Source organism: Pseudomonas sp. WS 5411 (genome assembly GCF_012985595.1).
Classification (GTDB): domain Bacteria; phylum Pseudomonadota; class Gammaproteobacteria; order Pseudomonadales; family Pseudomonadaceae; genus Aquipseudomonas; species Aquipseudomonas shahriarae.
This window is the reverse complement of sequence record NZ_JAARMC010000002.1, coordinates 329145-345160: the sequence shown is the minus strand read 5'-3', so window position 1 is coordinate 345160 and position 16016 is coordinate 329145. Positions and strand designations below refer to the sequence as shown.

Here is a 16016-nt window from a genome sequence, read left to right as displayed (position 1 = left end):
TCAGGCGGACGGGCGCGAGGCCTTTTCGGCGTGCCCGGACAAGCCGAAGCGACGGTCCAGTTCATCCAGCACGGCCTGTGGATGCTGCCCCAGTTGGGCGAGCATGACCAGGCTATGGAACCACAAGTCGGCAGTCTCATAGATGACATCGCTGTAATCGCCGCTGATCTCGGCATCCTTGGCGGCGATGATGGTCTCGACAGATTCCTCGCCGAGTTTTTCCAGAATCTTGTTCAGGCCCTTGTGGTACAGGCTGGCGACATAGGAGCTGTCGGCGTCCGCACCTTTGCGGTCCTCCAGCACCTGGGCCACACGGTTCAGGGTATCGCTCATGTTCAATGTCCTGCCGAGTAAATGGCGTGCGGGTCTTTGAGTACGGGCTCGACGGTTTTCCACGCGTCGTTCTCGAACACCCGGTAGAAGCAGCTGTGGCGGCCGGTATGACAGGCGATGTCGCCGATCTGCTCGACCATCAGAACGATCACGTCGGCGTCGCAGTCCAGGCGCATTTCGTGCAGTTTTTGCACATGCCCGGACTCTTCGCCCTTGCGCCACAGTTTGCCACGGGAACGTGACCAGTAGATGGCACGCTGCTCGGCGGCAGTCAGGCTCAGGGCCTCGCGGTTCATCCAGGCCATCATCAGGATGCGCCCGGTCTTGTGGTCCTGGGCAATGGCTGGCACCAGGCCGTCACTGTCCCATTTGATCTCGTCCAGCCAGTCTTTCATCTTCGACTCCGACAGCCGTGCGCGACCCGCCCCGGCAATGTGCAACAGTGTATAACCGGTCGACCTATCGACGCACGACCAGATAAAGGCCCACGGCGACCATGATCCCGGCCGGCCAATGGCCCAGCTCGTTCAACGGTCCACCGGCGGCAAGCACCGCGCCACCGCCCAGGTGCGCCGCGCCGAGCAGGCGCAGGAACCAGTCGTCCTTGCGCTGGTGCCACGGCGGCGCCGGGTCCTTGGCGTGGGGCTGGGACATGCGCTCCAGCAGGTCGCGGGTCATGTTGGCCAGGTGCGGCAGTTGCTCGACCTGGCTTTGCAGGTTGCCCAGCAGGGTTTTCGGGCTGACCCGCTCGCGCATCCAGCGTTCGAGGAACGGTTGCGCGGTGTTCCACAGGTCCAGGTCCGGGTACAGCTGGCGGCCCAGGCCTTCAATGTTGAGCAAGGTCTTTTGCAGCAGCACCAACTGCGGCTGCACTTCCATATTGAAGCGCCGCGCAGTCTGGAACAGACGCATCAGCACCTGGCCGAATGAAATATCTTTTAACGGTTTTTCGAAGATCGGCTCGCACACGGTGCGGATCGCCGCTTCGAATTCATTGAGCTTGGTCTCGGCCGGCACCCAGCCCGAGTCGATGTGCAACTGTGCCACGCGCCGGTAATCACGCTTGAAGAAGGCAAACAGGTTGCGCGCCAGGTAGTCCTGGTCCTCGGGCGTGAGGCTGCCGACGATGCCGCAGTCGATCGCGATGTACTGCGGGCTCCACGGGTTCACCGTGCTGACGAAAATATTGCCGGGGTGCATGTCGGCGTGGAAGAAGCTGTCGCGGAACACCTGGGTGAAGAAGATTTCCACGCCACGCTCGGCGAGCATTTTCATATCGGTGCGCTGGTCGGCCAGGGTCGCCAGGTCGGTGACTTGCACGCCGTAGATGCGCTCCATCACCAGCACCTTTGGCCGGCACCAGTCCCAATAGACCTGCGGCACATACAGCATCGTCGAGCCTTCGAAGTTGCGCTTGAGCTGGCTGGCGTTGGCCGCTTCGCGCAACAGGTCGAGTTCGTCGTAGATGGTTTTTTCGTAGTCGGCGACCACGTCCACCGGGTGCAGCAGGCGTGCATCGGCAGAGAAACGCTCGGCGGCGCGGGCCAGAATGAACAGCCACGCCAGGTCCTGGCCGATGATCGGCTTGAGGCCGGGGCGGATCACCTTGACCACCACTTCTTCGCCGGTTTTCAGCTGTGCGGCGTGCACCTGGGCGACCGAGGCCGAGGCCAGGGGCTCGACATCGAAACGGCTGAACACTTCGCTGATTTTCTTGCCCAGCTGTTCTTCGATCAGCTTCATCGACTGCTGGGAGTCGAACGGTGGCACGCGGTCCTGCAACAGCATCAGCTCGTCGGCGATGTCTTCGGGCAACAGGTCGCGGCGGGTCGACAGGATCTGCCCGAACTTGATGAAGATCGGCCCCAGGTCCTGCAGTGCCAGGCGCAGGCGCGCGCCACGGCTCAGGTCCAGGGTCTTGCGCGGGAACCAGCGCCACGGCAGTACATAGCGCACCGCCAGCAGGAACCACGGCAGCGGCAGGGCGAACAGCAGGTCATCGAGGCGATAGCGAATGACGACGCGTTGGATTCGGAACAAACGGCGGACGGCGAGCAGCTTCATGCGTTATCGCTTGGATCAAGGGAGCGGCTCAGGCGCTCGAAGCGCGCCTCAAGCCGTTCCAGGTCGAGTTTGGCCTGGTCGAGTTCACGAAAGCGCGCTTCGGCTTCCCGTTGCCCGACGAGGGTGCGCGATTCTTCGCTCAGGTATTCGGCGAGGTTCTGATTGAGGCTGACGAAACCCTGCTGGTACCAGCGCGAACGGCTGCGCAGGTGCCCGCCGATCAACTGGGTGGCCACCGGGCCGAGCCAGCGCGACAGCTCGTATTCCCAGTCCAGATCAAGGTCTTGCAGCACCGCGGCGAGGTCCATCAGCACCGCGCTGTCGCCTTCAAGGGTCACATCGGGGCCGTGCAGGATTGCAGTCTTGTCGCGGCTCAAAGCCAGGCGCAGCAGGCTCGCCGCTGGCGCACGCAGGGTGCAGTCGGCATCGGCGGCCCAGTGCGCGGCGAGCATCAGGCCTTCATCGCTGGGCAGGATAAACAGCTGCAAGGCCGGGCTGCTGCAATCGACGGCAATGATCTTGCCGTTCAAGTGCGCCAGCCGCGCCAGGGCGGTGCTGTCCAGGCGCAGGACACGGTTGAGGCCGTGTTCGACGCTGGCGAGAAGGCCGGTGAACAACATCAGGGCTTGATGCCGCGATGCAGGGCAACGATGCCCGAGGTCATGTTGTGATAGGTCACGCGGTCGAAACCGGCCTCGACCATCATCGACTTCAGGGTTTCCTGGTTGGGGTGCATGCGGATCGACTCGGCCAGGTAGCGATAGCTCTCGGCGTCATTGGTGATCAGCTTGCCCATCAGCGGCATAAAGGCGAATGAGTAGGTGTCGTAGACCTTGGACATCAGCGCGTTGGTCGGCTTGGAGAACTCCAGCACCAGCAGGCGCCCGCCCGGCTTGAGCACCCGCAGCATCGAGCGCAGGGCGTCTTCCTTGTGGGTCACGTTGCGCAGACCGAAGGCAATGGTCACGCAGTCGAAATGGTTGTCGGGGAACGGCAGCTTTTCTGCGTCGGCCTGGACGAACTCGATATTGCCCGCCACGCCCTTGTCCAGCAGGCGGTCGCGGCCGACCTTGAGCATCGAGCCGTTGATGTCGGCCAATACCACCTGGCCGGTGGGGCCAACCAGCTTGGAGAACTTGGCCGCCAGGTCGCCGGTGCCGCCAGCGATATCCAGCACCCGGTTGCCGGTGCGCACGCCCGACAATTCGATGGTGAAGCGTTTCCACAGGCGGTGCATGCCACCCGACAGCACGTCGTTCATCAGGTCGTACTTGGCGGCCACGGAGTGGAACACCTCAGCGACTTTTTCCGCTTTCTGGCTTTCCGGGACGTTCTTGAAGCCGAAGTGAGTGGTGGGTTCGGCATCGCTGCCTTTGCGCTGATCAGTCATATCGCTGTCACCAAAAGAGAATGGGGGCATTCTAATCCCCAAGGCATGCTTTGTCTTGGCAAGGCTGAAGGTAAGATGGGTGGCCACCGAGACCTTTTGCCGCATGGCGGGTGAGTAGGGTGCTCAATACGTCTTTATAACGAGGAGTCATTCAAATGGCCCGCATTCAGATTGAACGTGCCCACGCACTGGGTAAGGAAGCTGCCAGGGCGAAAGCCGAGAAGTTGGCACATAAACTCAAGGAACAATATGGCCTGGAGCCGTCTTGGTCTGGCGACACGTTGAACCTCAAGCGTTCCGGCGTCAAAGGCACACTGAAAGTGGCCGAGGATTCGTTACGGATCGACGTGGAACTGGGTCTGTTGATGTCGGCCATGAGTGGCACTATCAAGTCCGAAATCGAGAAGGCCCTGGATAAGGCCCTGGCCTGATCTGCGACCGCGCGCCGCATTGGGTGCCGGTCGATTGCGCCGTTCTTAGGGTGCCGATTCTAATTTTTCTCCCTACTTTGTACTCAGCCCTCAACTCCTGTGGGCAGTTCCTCCACCCTTTTATGCGTGAGGTGCACCATGGCCAAAGTTATTTTGAAGAAAAAAATCGACACCCAAATCAGCGCCCTGAGCGACGTTAAAATCTATGCTCGCAAGATCTGGTTGGCGGGTTTGGGGGCTTACGCGAAGGTCGGCAGCGAAGGCAGCGAGTACTTCAAGGAACTCGTTAAGACGGGTCAACATGTTGAAAGTAAAGGCAAAAAAGTTGTGAATGAACAACTTGATGCCGCCAACAGTCAGATTGATTACGTTAAGAGCAATGTCTCCAGCGTCAAAGGTCGCGTCGAAGTGCAACTGGATAAAGTCGAGAAGGCTTTTGACGAGCGTGTTGCAAGTGCCTTGAATCGAATCGGCATTGCGTCTAAACATGACGTGGAGACACTCTCTGCTAAGCTCGATGAGCTAACGGCATTGCTCGAACGTGTCGCGCGTAAACACTAAGGAGACATCGGATGGCTGTTAAAAAGACTACTCAGAAAGAAGGCAGCTCTTGGGTCGGGAAAGTTGAAGAATACTCCCGCAAGATCTGGCTGGCTGGTTTAGGCGTGTACTCGAAGATCGACAGTGACGGTAGCAAACTCTTCGAGACTTTGGTTAAAGACGGCGAGAAGGCCGAGAAGTTGACCAAGAGCACAGTGGGCAAGCAAGTCGATGCGGCCAAGGCGAGCGCGAGCTCTGCCAAGTCCCGTATCAGTGATGCAAAAAAACAGGTACTGGGTACTTGGGGCGAACTCGAAGGCGCACTCGACAAGCGCCTGAACAGTGCTATTTCGCGCCTGGGTGTGCCTAGCCGCAATGAAGTCAAGGCGCTGCACAGCAAGGTCGATACCCTGACCAAGCAAATCGAAAAGCTGACCGGCGCTAAAGTCGCTCCAGTCAAAGCGGCGGCCAAGCCTGCTGCCAAGCCGGCCGCGAAAACGGCTGCGGCCAAACCAGCAGCGAAAACCGTGGCCAAGCCATTGGCCAAGGCCGCAGCCAAACCTGCAGCCAAGCCAGCAGCTAAACCTGCGGCCAAGGCAGCAGCCAAGCCCGCGGCGAAAACGGCAGCAGCCAAACCAGCAGCCAAGAAGCCGGTAGCGGCCAAAGCTGCGGCAAAACCAGCGGCCAAGCCGGCAGCCAAACCTGCCGCCAAGCCAGTGGCCAAAACCGCTGCCGCCAAGCCGGCGACCAAGCCAGTTGCAGCCAAACCCGCTGCCAAACCGGCTGCCGCGAAACCGGCCGCGAAACCTGCTGCAAAGCCCGCGGCGAAGAAACCCGCCGTAGCCAAGAAGCCTGCAGCGCCCAAGCCAGCTGTCGCGGCCAAGCCTGCAACCCCGGCACCTGCGACCAACTCGGCCACTGCGCCGACGCCGGCCGCGGCGACCCCGACTGTAACGCCGGCAACCCCGACGCCATCCAGTCAGTCCTGATTTTCGGGGGACGTGTAAAAACGCCCGGCCTTAAAGGCCGGGCGTTTTTTTTGGCGGGTGGAACACCGACAGTGATACACGTCTAACGGTCGGGCTCGCCTGGGGCCTCGGATTCGCGGCAGGTTTGCATCAGCAGGTTGTTGAGTACCTTCAATGCCTGGGGCCGCCTCGGGGTTGATCGGTAGAGCAGAACAATCTCCCGCTGGTAGGCGTTCGTGTGGCTTGTTGGTGTTGCGTACACATCGTCGGTCTTCAACCCGGCCCATGCCGGCACCAGGGATACGCCCATGCCCTTGGCGACCATCAGGGATATCGCCTCCAAGGCATCCAGATTGCACAGCACATCTGGCTGTAATTGGTGGTCTTGAAGGTACTGCTGGGCGATCTGGCCGCCCCAGGCATTGGTGTCATAGCTGATCAGCGGGTGGGAAAGAATGGTCGAGGCAATTTCACCGGGTTCGACAGGCGCTTTTGTAAGAATCATCAATGACTCGCGCCGCAACACTTCCAGGGTCAGGGTTTTAGGCAATGCAAAGGGCGGTCGCACCATGATGCCAGCGTCCAACTCGCCGGCGACGACCTGTTCATAAAGGTTGCGCGAATCGCCCGGAGTGATCCGCAGGCGCAAGCGTGGTGCCGCGACCAGCAGTTGTTCCATGACCTGCGGCAGGATACCGGTCAATGCCGTGGACACGGCTCCCAGCCGCAGGTCGCCGGACAGCCCGCCCGCATCCAGCTCGTCGTGTAGTTGTGCACAGCCCTGAATCAGGGCGCGAATGCTCGGCAAGAGTACAAGGCACTGCTCGGAAGGACCGACAGAATGGGCCGCTCGGTTGAGCAACTCGCAGGAAAGAGAGCGTTCAAGCGCCTGGATACGCTGGCTGATCGCCGGGGCGGTAAGGTTTTCCCTGCGCGCCGCTGCGGCGATTGAGCCGGTCTCGATGACGGCAATCAAACTTTCGAGAAATCTGATATCCACAAGAATCCCTTTCGCTGAGAGATATGTAATACGGTTTTTTATAATGATGCTACGTCGTTACTCTTTAATCGTCATTATAAAACCCGGGCATGTTACATGCGGTCAATCTTTCGTATTACCTATCATGTTACAGAGCTTGATGGTGCCACCTATCGGTCTGGTTAGGTATTTGCACGAATTTGAAACCCTGCCCGTGGTTCACTGCCCTGGCCGTCTGCATCAGGTAGCGTGGGGCTCGGGGGCTCTTGAGAAGGAAAAGAAAGCGTCGGTGATCGCAGTGCTCAAGTGTGTGTTTGCGATCATATTCAAAGTTACCCATATCGTTATGCGCTATTCGTCGATCAGGGTTTTCGGTGATGGTTACTTCAAAGAGGCTGCCGGCGTAATACATTGGCGCCCGTGATAATTGCCAAGTGAGAAAAGCAATAGCGGGAAGTTGCAACAGCAATAGATGACGATGTAAGTCTGTCAACCTTGGTTGCAGACTTGTAAGTCGCCGGCCTACGCGGGCTGTGTGTCGTCCAGGTAGCGTAGTGCAAAACGCTCGGTGGCCAACCGTGCCGGCATCAACAGGTGCGGTGCCACCAGCATCATCACTTGATACACCGCCACCCGCACCTCGGCCTCGCGGTCCAGGATCCGCTGGTAGTCCAGGGAGAACAGCAGTGTCATGGTGATCTGCTCCACCAACTGCCCCAGTGCCTGGGTCTCGCTGACCAACTGCCCTTGTGCCTTGAGCCGTGCCAGCAGTGAGGCCAGTGTGCGCTTGAGCGCGGTCAGCAGGTTACGAATCCCCTTGGCCAATTTGGGCAAGCGTCCGGCCAGGTTCGACAGGTCCTGGAACAGGAACCGATAGTGCGCCATGCGCTCGACGATCAAGTGCAGGAACAGCCAGTAATCCTCGGGCGCCAACTGCACATCCGGCGGCGGGTCGAGCAGCGGTGCCAACTCCCCCTGAAAGCGCTCGAACAGCCCCAGTACCAGGGGCTCCTTGCCATGGAAGTGGTAGTAGAGGTTGCCGGGGCTGATCCCCATTTCATTGGCCACCTCCATGGTTGAAACATTTGGCTCGCCCTTGTGGTTGAACAACTGCAGGGCACATTCAAGGATCCGGTCGCGGGTTTTCATCCAGTCTTCTTAATCTGATCGTTGAGCTCAGCGCACCCGCACATAGGTGCCCGGTGCTGCTTCCATCGGTGGGTAGTTCTGGTTGCCCAGGGCCGTCAGGGTTTCGCGCTGCACCCCGGAGCGTTGCTGGATCCACTCAAGCCACTGCGACCACCAACTGCCCTCGATGTGGCTGGCGTCGTAGTACCAGGCGCGTGGATCGCTGCTCAGCTTGAGGTTCTCGACGAAGTTCGCCTTGGGGTTGCCCGGCGGGTTGAGGATGCTCTGGATATGCCCGCTGTTGGAAAGCACAAAACGTTTGTCGCCGCCCAGCAGCAAGGTCGAACGGTAGACCGCGTCCCACGGGGTGATGTGATCGTTGATCCCGGCCACGCTGAAGCTGTCGACGGTAACCTTCTGCAAGTCGATGGGCGTGCCGCAGACTTCCAGGCCACCGGGATGGCTCAAGGGGTTGTGCTTGAAGAAATCCAGCAGATCGCCATGCAAGGCCGCCGGCAAGCGGGTGTTGTCGTTGTTCCAGTACAGAATGTCGAACGCCGGCGGCTCCTTGCCCAGCAGGTAGTTGTTGATCCAGTAGTTCCAGATCAGGTCATTGGGGCGCATCCAGGCAAAGACCTTGGCCATGTCGCGACCATCCAGCACCCCTTCCTGGTAGGAACGGCGCTTGGCCGCTTCCAGGGTCTGTTCGTCGGCAAACAGCGTGGCGGGGCTGTCGATCTGGCTGTCCAGTAGGCTTACCAGGTAAGTGGCACTGGCGACCCGCCGTTGTTGGCGCTTGGCCTGCAGGTGGCCTTGCAGGGCGGCGATGGTCAGGCCGCCGGCGCAGGCGCCCATCAGGTTCACTTCGCGGGCGCCGCTGATCGCCCGGCAGATATTCAATGCTTCCTCCAGCGCCGCCACATAGGTCGACAGGCCCCACTCGCGATGGCGCACGTCCGGGTTGCGCCAGCTGACCATAAACACTTGCAGGCCGTTTTTCAGGGCGTACTGCACGAAGCTGTTGGCCGGGCTTAAATCGAAAATGTAGTACTTGTTGATTTGCGGCGGCACCACCAGCAGTGGCTTGGCGTACTGTTTTTCGCTCATGGGCTTGTACTGGATCAGCTCCAGCAGCTCATTGCGAAACACCACCGAGCCGGGCGTGGTCGCTACCGTCTTGCCCACCTCGAACGCCTGCTTGGTGACCTGGCGTGGCAGGCCATTGTTGTGCAGCAGGTCATCGAACAGGTTGCTTACGCCGCGCACCACGCTGTGGCCGCCGGAATTGAGCAGCTCTTTGATCGCCAGCGGGTTGAGCAGGGTGTTGGACGGTGACACTGCATCGTTGAGCAACGAGAAGGCGAAGTGCGCCCGTGCACGGTCGTCGTCGCTCAGGCTGCTGTCGTCGATCCAGTGCCGGGTTTGTTTCTGCCAGCTCAAATACGCTTGCAGGCTGCGCCGGTACAGGGGGTTGAGGGCCCAGGTAGGGTCGGCGAAGCGACTGTCGTGAGGGTTGGGCTCATGCACGGTCTCACCCAGCAGCACCCGGCCCAGTTGCCCGCCCAATGCCAACGCATGCCGGGCGCTGTGCAACGGGTTGCGCAACCCGTGGGCGGCGACAGTGCGCAGGGTCGATAGCAGATCCCGGCCGCGCAGGCCGGTGATTGCACTTTGTGCATTGATGAACGCGGCGGGTGTAGGTGCCGGGACGTTTACGGGTCTGTCACGCATGGGTCAACACTCCTTCGTCAATTCGCCAACAAGCACGCCAATTCAGAACCATAGTCGGTTCTGGCCAAGTTGCGCGTAGGGGTCGTCCTGACCCGATACCGCTCAGGTGTGGCTATGGGGCGCCGGCTGCGGATGGATCACCGCGCGCAAGCGCTCCTCCTGGAGAAACTTCATGATGATCGGTGCCACCGCTTCGGCCCGGGTAATCAGGAACAGATGGCCGTCGTCGATGATGTGTAACTGCGCATTAGGGATGCGCCAGGCCAGCATGCGCATATTGACCAAGGGGATCAGCGGGTCGTCGTCGCCGGCCAGCACCAGGGTCGGCTGCTTGATCTTGTGCAGCCAGTGAATGCTGGTCCAGCCCAGGCCTGCAAACAGCTGCCAGTAGTAGCCCAGCTTGCCGGCCGAGCGCACTTTGCTTGCGTGTTCGGCGGCCAGTTTTGAATCCCGGCGGAACGAGCCGCCGTAAATCATCGGCGCGATGCGCACCACATGGGACGGTTGGATATAGCGCCGCGGGCTGGCCATCAGCCATAACACCTTCGGTTTGCCGGGCACCATAAAGGCACCGGCGGCGGTGGCGGCCAGGATCAGCTTCTTGCAGCGCTCCGGGTAGTCGTAGGCAAATTGCTGTGCCAGGGCGCCGCCCCAGGAAACCCCGACGGCATTGACCTGGCCGTAGTCCAGGTAGTCGAGCATGCGCGCGGTGAGTTTGGCCAGGCCGGGAAAGCGATAGGGGCGACTGGGTGTCGATGACCCGCCCACCCCGGGTACATCAAAGGCAATCACTTCCAGGTCCGGGTCCAGGGCCTGGACGAACGGAAACACCAGCTCAAGGTTGGCGCCGATGCCGTTGAAAATCAGCAGTGGCGTCAAGTGAGACTTGCCCGGTCGTACCGCCGTGCGGATGGTCTGGCCATCCAGGTCGATGGTACGGAAGATGAACGGTTGCGGCATGCTCAAGCCCTGTGAAGTGTTACTGCGGTCAATGTGGGAGCTGGCTTGCCTGCGTTAGCGGCGGGTCAGTCAGTACATGTGTTGGCTGACCCACCGTTATCGCAGGCAAGCCAGCTCCCACATTTGATCTCATTGCAATCACACAAAAGTGTGGCCTTAGCGCTCGTGAACGTATGTCCCTGGTGCAGCCTCCGCCGCCGCGTAGGCTTTATTGCCTAGGTTCGCAGGCGACTTCTTCAATTTGCCCGAACGCTCCCCTAGCCAGCCCTGCCAGTGCAGCCACCACGAGTCGGTATGCTTGGTGGCGTTTTCCTGCCAGTCCAATGCCTTCTCGCCCATGCTCTCGCTGGTCTGGTAACGCGCCTTGGGGTTGCCGGGGGGGGTTGAGGATGCTCTGGATATGCCCGCTGCTGGACAGCACGAACTCGACCTTGCCGCCAAACAGTTGCGCCGACTTGTAGCAGGACTGCCAGGGCGTGATGTGGTCGTTGGTGCCCGCCAGCGAGTAGATGTCGGCCGTCACCTGCTTGAGGTCAATCGGGGTGCCGCACACTTCCAGGGCATTGGCCCGTATCAGCGGGTTGTTCTTGAACAGTTCGATCAGGTCGCCGTGGAAGGCCGCCGGCAAGCGCGTGGTGTCGTTGTTCCAGAACAGGATGTCGAACACCGGTGGCTCATTGCCCAACAGGTAGTTGTTGACCCAGTAGTTCCAGATCAGGTCATTGGGGCGCATCCAGGCGAACACCTTGGCCATGTCCCGGCCTTCCAGCACGCCGGCCTGGTAGGAATGGCGCTTGGCCGCCTCCAGGGTCTGCTCATCGACGAACAGGGCTACCTGGGTGTCGAGGGTGGTGTCCAGCACACTGACCAGCAAGGTCAGGGCGTTGACCTTCTTCTCGCCCAGCGCCGCATAGTGGCCCAGCAGCGCGGTGCAGGTGATGCCGCCCGAGCAGGCGCCGAGCATGTTGATGTCTTTGCTGCCGGTAATCGCCGTGACCACGTCGACCGCCTCTTTCAGCGCTTCGATATAGGTCGACAGGCCCCATTCGCGCTGGGCCTTGGTGGGGTTGCGCCAACTGACGATAAAGGTCTGCTGGTTATTGCGCAGGCAGAAACGCGCCAGGCTCTTGTCCGGGCTCAGGTCGAACACATAAAACTTGTTGATCTGCGGCGGCACCACCAGCAGTGGGCGTTCGTACACCTGTTCGGTGATCGGCTTGTACTGGATCAGCTCCAGCACGTCATTGCGAAACACTACCGCGCCTTCGCTGGTGCCCAGGCTCTTGCCCACTTCAAAGGCACCCATATTCACCTGGCTCGGCATGCCGCCGTTATGCACCAGGTCCTTGGCCAGGTGCGAGAGGCCATCGAGCAGGCTCTTGCCGCCGGTTTCAAAGAAGCGTTTGACCGCTGCCGGGTTGGCGGCGCTGTTGGTGGGGGCCATGGCTTCGGTCATGAGATTGATGACGAAGTGCCCACGGCTGATGTCCTGCTCCGACAGGTTGCTGTCGCCGATCCAGTCGTGCAGTTCCTTGCGCCACGCCAGGTAGGTTTGCAGGTAGCGCTTATAGAGCGGGTTCTGGCTCCAGGCCGGGTCGTTGAAACGACGGTCATCGCTTTCAGGGGCAAGCTCGGACTTGCCGAACACCACGTTTTTCAATTCGACGCCAAAGTGGGCGACGTGCTTGACGCTGTGCAGGGGTTGCTTGATGGCCTGGGTTAGCACCATGCGTGCAGAAGCCAGTAAATCCTTTTTCCGTAATGCGATGATCGGGTTCAGCCCCAGGGTGTTTTCCGAGGCCTGGCGTTTCAAGTCATCGTTATTCTTGTTACTCATCCACGACGCTCCATTGTCCGAAAGACGAGTACCGGGTACCGCTGTGCACCCAATTATCGAGGCACAACACAAGCCTGGTACTGCTGCTCGGGTGACCGTTGATACCGCATCGTAAAATGCAGGGAACTTGCCAACTCCATTGGTTACCCGAGTTTTATTTAATGCGCAAGCGGACCAATCTTTGGTCACACCACAGGGCATTCAAGCAGATGAAATTAGAAAATGCCCACTAATGAGCAAGAGGCTTGATTTAGAGCATCAGCTTGACGACGGACTGGCTCGGGTCGCGGGTTTTTCCGGCCGCCTTGAGCTCGGCAAGATAATCGGCCCACAGCGCGTCCTGACGTACGGCGAGTTGGTAGAGGTAGTCCCAGGTGAACAGTCCGCTGTCATGACCGTCGTCGAAGGTCAATTTCAGTGCGTACTGCCCGGCAGGTTCGATCTTGGTCAGGCCGACATTCAGCTTGCCGAATTGCAGGATCGGTTTGCCGTGGCCCTGGACCTCGGCGGAAGGTGAGTGCACCCGCAGCAGTTCGGCGCTCAGGTGATAGACCTCGTCGGGGCCGTAGGTCAGAGAGAGGGTCTTGGAGGCTTTGTGCAGATTGATGGCGGTGGGCATTTTAGACATTGGGGGAACCGCTCGTGGATGATCCTGAAGGAACCGGCTTTAAAATGTGGGAGCGGGCTTGCTCGCGAATGCGGTGGGTCAGTCACAGTTGCAGAAACTGACCCACCGCATTCGCGAGCAAGCCCGCTCCCACATTAAAGCAGAGCGGTTCCTGTGCAAGTCTTACAGGATATAACGAGACAGGTCTTCGTTCTGCGCCAACTCGCCCAGGTGGCTGTTGACGTAGTCGGCGTCGATCCTGATCGCCACGCCATTCTGCGCGCCCGCCATGTCGCCGGCGCTGAAGGATACTTCCTCCAGCAGACGCTCAAGCAAGGTGTGCAGGCGACGGGCACCGATGTTCTCGGTCTTCTCGTTGACCTGCCAGGCAATTTCCGCCAAACGCTTGATACCGTCTGGCAGGAACTCAATCCCCAGGCCTTCGGTTTTCAGCAGCTCGCGGTATTGCTCGGTCAGCGAAGCGTGTGGCTCGCTGAGGATGCGTTCGAAGTCGCCCGGGGTCAGTGCCTTGAGTTCCACGCGAATCGGCAGGCGGCCTTGCAGCTCCGGCACCAGGTCGCTTGGCTTGCTCAGGTGGAACGCGCCGGATGCGATAAACAGGATATGGTCAGTCTTGACCATGCCCAGCTTGGTATTCACCGTGCAGCCTTCGATCAGCGGCAGCAGGTCGCGCTGTACGCCTTCGCGGGAGACATCAACGCCGCCGGAATTGCCGCGCTTGGCCACCTTGTCGATCTCGTCGATAAACACGATGCCGTGCTGCTCGACGGCTTCCAGGGCCTTGGCCTTGAGTTCTTCCTCGTTGACCAGGCGCCCGGCTTCTTCGTCACGCACCAGCTTGAGCGCGTCCTTGACCTTGAGCTTGCGGCTTTTCTTCTTGCCCTTGCCCATGTTGGCGAACAGGTTCTGCAACTGGCTGGTCATTTCTTCCATGCCAGGCGGCGCCGAGATATCGACACCAGCGCTTTCGGCGACTTCGATCTCGATTTCCTTGTCGTCCAACTGGCCTTCACGCAGGCGCTTGCGGAACAGCTGGCGCGTGTTGGAATCCGAGGCAGGAGCGGCGTCTTCATTGAAGCCCGCGCGTGCCGGTGGCAGCAGGGCGTCGAGGATGCGCTCTTCGGCAGCGTCTTCGGCGCGATGGCTGACCTTGGTCATTTCCTGTTCGCGCAACAACTTCAGGGCGGCGTCGGCCAGATCACGGATGATCGACTCGACGTCACGGCCCACGTAGCCGACTTCGGTGAACTTGGTGGCTTCGACCTTGATGAACGGTGCGTTGGCCAGCTTGGCCAGGCGCCGGGCGATTTCGGTCTTGCCGACACCGGTCGGGCCGATCATCAGGATGTTCTTGGGGGTTACTTCAACGCGCAATTCTTCGGGCAGTTGCATCCGGCGCCAGCGGTTACGCAGGGCGATGGCAACGGCGCGCTTGGCATCGTCCTGGCCGATGATATGGCGATTGAGTTCATGGACGATTTCGCGGGGAGTCATGGACATAGTGGTGTGTGGTCCTCAAGCAGGAAAAAGCCGACGGCTTATTCCGCGAGGTCCTGCTCCTCAATGGTCAGGTTGTGGTTGGTGAACACGCAGATATCGCCGGCGATACCCAAGGCGGTCTCGACGATTTCCCGGGCCGACAGGTCGGTTTTTTTCAGCAAGGCACTGGCTGCGGCCTGGGCATAGCCCCCACCGGAACCCATGGCGATCAGGCCGTTTTCGGGCTCAACCACGTCACCGTTGCCGGTGATGATCAGGGACGCGTCTTTGTTGGCGACGGCGAGCATGGCTTCGAGGCGGCTGAGGGAGCGGTCGGTGCGCCACTCCTTGGCCAGTTCGACGGCGGCACGTACCAGATGGCCCTGGTGTTTTTCCAGTTGGCCTTCAAAACGCTCGAACAGGGTAAAGGCGTCAGCGGTGGCCCCTGCAAAACCGGCAAGGACCTGGCCGTGGTACAGGCGACGCACTTTTTTCGCGTTGCCTTTCATCACGGTATTGCCAAGGGAAACCTGGCCGTCGCCGCCCATGACGACTTTGCCGTGGCGACGAACTGAAACGATGGTGGTCAAGGGGAGAGTCTCCACGCTGCGGGGCGAAAATGCCCTGATGGAACTCATATGGGGGTGGCGGGGGAGATTTCAACCGTAGGAAGGGTGCGCGGACGAGTGGTGTCTAGCGCACTGGCACAGGCTCGAGAGCCCTATAAAACCAATGTGGGAGCTGGCTTGCCTGCGATAGCGGTGCACCCGTCACTGAAAATATTGACTGATGCACCGTCATCGCCGGCAAGCCAGCTCCCACAGTTGATCCGTGTTGGCTGCGGCTCAGCGGCTCTGGCGTTGTTGTAACAACAGGTTGCTAAAGCCCGCGCCCGCCAGTTGTTTCTGCGCCACGGTCAGCTGTTCACGGTTGCTGAACGGCCCCACCAGCACGCGATACCAGGTCGCTTCCTTCACCGTCCCGGATTCCACCGTTACCGCTTGCCCCAGCAGGATAATCTGCGCCCGCACTCGGTCCGCATCCGCCTGCTTGGGGAACGAGCCCGCTTGCAGGAAGAACTTGGTCACCGGCGCCGCCTTGGTGGTGGCGACCGGTGGTGCCGGTGGCGGGGTAATCCCGGCCAGTGCGGCCTGGGCCCGCGCGGTGTCGATCTTCGCCGCTTCTGCCGGGGTCACCGGGGTGGTCGGTACTTGCGGGGTCGGCAGGGTTTTCTCCGGCACGGCGTCTTGCGGCACGATCACTTCCGATTCCGGCAGCAACGTGTAGAAGTCGTACTTCGGCTTCACCGGCGCGGTCGGGCTCGGCGGTGTCTTGTTCGCTTCGGCGATCTTGCTGGCCTTCTGCTGCTCCTGCTTGACCCGCTTCACGTCTTCGCCCTGGCCCGGCTCCAGCTTCATCAGGAACACGATAAACGCACCGACCGACAGGCCGATGGCCAGCCACATCCAGCCCGGGATCGGTTGTTTTGCCGGTGCCTGGTAGCGGCTGGCGCCGCGCTTGGGTGCAGGTTTTTTCTTGGCTGCCAAC

Annotated in this window: 16 protein-coding genes and 1 pseudogene; 3 read left to right on the top strand and 14 right to left on the bottom strand. The window is 60.4% G+C overall.

The annotated features are described in order from the left end of the window. The 5 genes from HBR93_RS05365 to ubiE form a co-directional block, all read right to left on the bottom strand. Positions 1-333, bottom strand: coding sequence for a phosphoribosyl-ATP diphosphatase (locus HBR93_RS05365; RefSeq protein WP_029295998.1), 333 nt, complete (start codon positions 331-333; stop codon positions 1-3). A gap of 2 nt (positions 334-335) precedes the next feature. Beyond that, positions 336-728, bottom strand: coding sequence for a phosphoribosyl-AMP cyclohydrolase (gene hisI / locus HBR93_RS05360; RefSeq protein WP_169959927.1), 393 nt, complete (start codon positions 726-728; stop codon positions 336-338). A 64-nt stretch (positions 729-792) separates the two neighbouring features. After that, positions 793-2397, bottom strand: a complete 1605-nt coding sequence (gene ubiB / locus HBR93_RS05355) for a ubiquinone biosynthesis regulatory protein kinase UbiB (protein ID WP_057958067.1) — start codon at positions 2395-2397, stop codon at positions 793-795. Next, a complete protein-coding gene (locus tag HBR93_RS05350) occupies positions 2394-3017 on the bottom strand; it encodes an SCP2 sterol-binding domain-containing protein (protein WP_169959926.1) in 624 nt (207 codons plus the stop codon). The genes ubiB and HBR93_RS05350 overlap by 4 nt, the downstream gene beginning before the upstream one ends. Further along, entirely contained in the window at positions 3017-3787 is a 771-nt protein-coding gene (ubiE, locus tag HBR93_RS05345) for a bifunctional demethylmenaquinone methyltransferase/2-methoxy-6-polyprenyl-1,4-benzoquinol methylase UbiE (protein WP_003209306.1), read from the bottom strand. Before ubiE ends, HBR93_RS05350 begins: the two co-directional genes overlap by 1 nt. Before the next feature lie 155 nt (positions 3788-3942). On the opposite strand from ubiE, the gene HBR93_RS05340 reads away from it, so the two are divergent. The 3 genes from HBR93_RS05340 (at position 3943) to HBR93_RS05330 (ending at position 5747) form a co-directional block, all read left to right on the top strand. Next, a complete protein-coding gene (locus HBR93_RS05340; RefSeq protein WP_038445377.1) occupies positions 3943-4218 on the top strand; it encodes a polyhydroxyalkanoic acid system family protein in 276 nt (91 codons plus the stop codon). Positions 4219-4356: 138 nt separating this feature from the next. After that, positions 4357-4779 (top strand): phasin family protein, encoded by a 423-nt coding sequence (locus HBR93_RS05335; protein WP_057437211.1) that lies wholly within the window; start codon positions 4357-4359, stop codon positions 4777-4779. A gap of 11 nt (positions 4780-4790) precedes the next feature. Further along, the gene (locus tag HBR93_RS05330; RefSeq protein WP_169959925.1) at positions 4791-5747 is read left to right on the top strand and encodes a phasin family protein; all 957 of its coding nucleotides are present in this window, start codon (positions 4791-4793) and stop codon (positions 5745-5747) included. Between the two features lie 82 nt (positions 5748-5829). Here HBR93_RS05330 and HBR93_RS05325 read toward each other — a convergent pair whose 3' ends face one another. From HBR93_RS05325 to HBR93_RS05285, 9 genes and pseudogenes are all read right to left on the bottom strand, one after another. Continuing rightward, positions 5830-6726, bottom strand: a complete 897-nt coding sequence (locus HBR93_RS05325; protein WP_057958069.1) for a LysR family transcriptional regulator — start codon at positions 6724-6726, stop codon at positions 5830-5832. 501 nt (positions 6727-7227) lie between these two features. Next, complete coding sequence (locus tag HBR93_RS05320; RefSeq protein WP_128593006.1) at positions 7228-7854, bottom strand: TetR/AcrR family transcriptional regulator; 627 nt, start codon at positions 7852-7854, stop codon at positions 7228-7230. Between the two features lie 27 nt (positions 7855-7881). After that, positions 7882-9564, bottom strand: a complete 1683-nt coding sequence (gene phaC / locus HBR93_RS05315; RefSeq protein WP_169959924.1) for a class II poly(R)-hydroxyalkanoic acid synthase — start codon at positions 9562-9564, stop codon at positions 7882-7884. A gap of 102 nt (positions 9565-9666) precedes the next feature. Further along, entirely contained in the window at positions 9667-10524 is an 858-nt protein-coding gene (gene phaZ, locus HBR93_RS05310) for a poly(3-hydroxyalkanoate) depolymerase (RefSeq protein ID WP_057437223.1), read from the bottom strand. A gap of 156 nt (positions 10525-10680) precedes the next feature. Then, positions 10681-12361: pseudogene (gene phaC, locus HBR93_RS05305) on the bottom strand (class II poly(R)-hydroxyalkanoic acid synthase). A 250-nt stretch (positions 12362-12611) separates the two neighbouring features. Further along, the gene (locus HBR93_RS05300) at positions 12612-12989 is read right to left on the bottom strand and encodes a DUF971 domain-containing protein (RefSeq protein ID WP_057437225.1); all 378 of its coding nucleotides are present in this window, start codon (positions 12987-12989) and stop codon (positions 12612-12614) included. A gap of 162 nt (positions 12990-13151) precedes the next feature. Continuing rightward, positions 13152-14489 (bottom strand): ATP-dependent protease ATPase subunit HslU, encoded by a 1338-nt coding sequence (hslU, locus tag HBR93_RS05295; protein WP_057437226.1) that lies wholly within the window; start codon positions 14487-14489, stop codon positions 13152-13154. 38 nt (positions 14490-14527) lie between these two features. Beyond that, the gene (hslV, locus tag HBR93_RS05290; protein WP_017738857.1) at positions 14528-15058 is read right to left on the bottom strand and encodes an ATP-dependent protease subunit HslV; all 531 of its coding nucleotides are present in this window, start codon (positions 15056-15058) and stop codon (positions 14528-14530) included. Positions 15059-15313: 255 nt separating this feature from the next. Continuing rightward, a complete protein-coding gene (locus HBR93_RS05285; protein WP_115127198.1) occupies positions 15314-16015 on the bottom strand; it encodes an SPOR domain-containing protein in 702 nt (233 codons plus the stop codon). Position 16016: the final 1 nt, after the last annotated feature.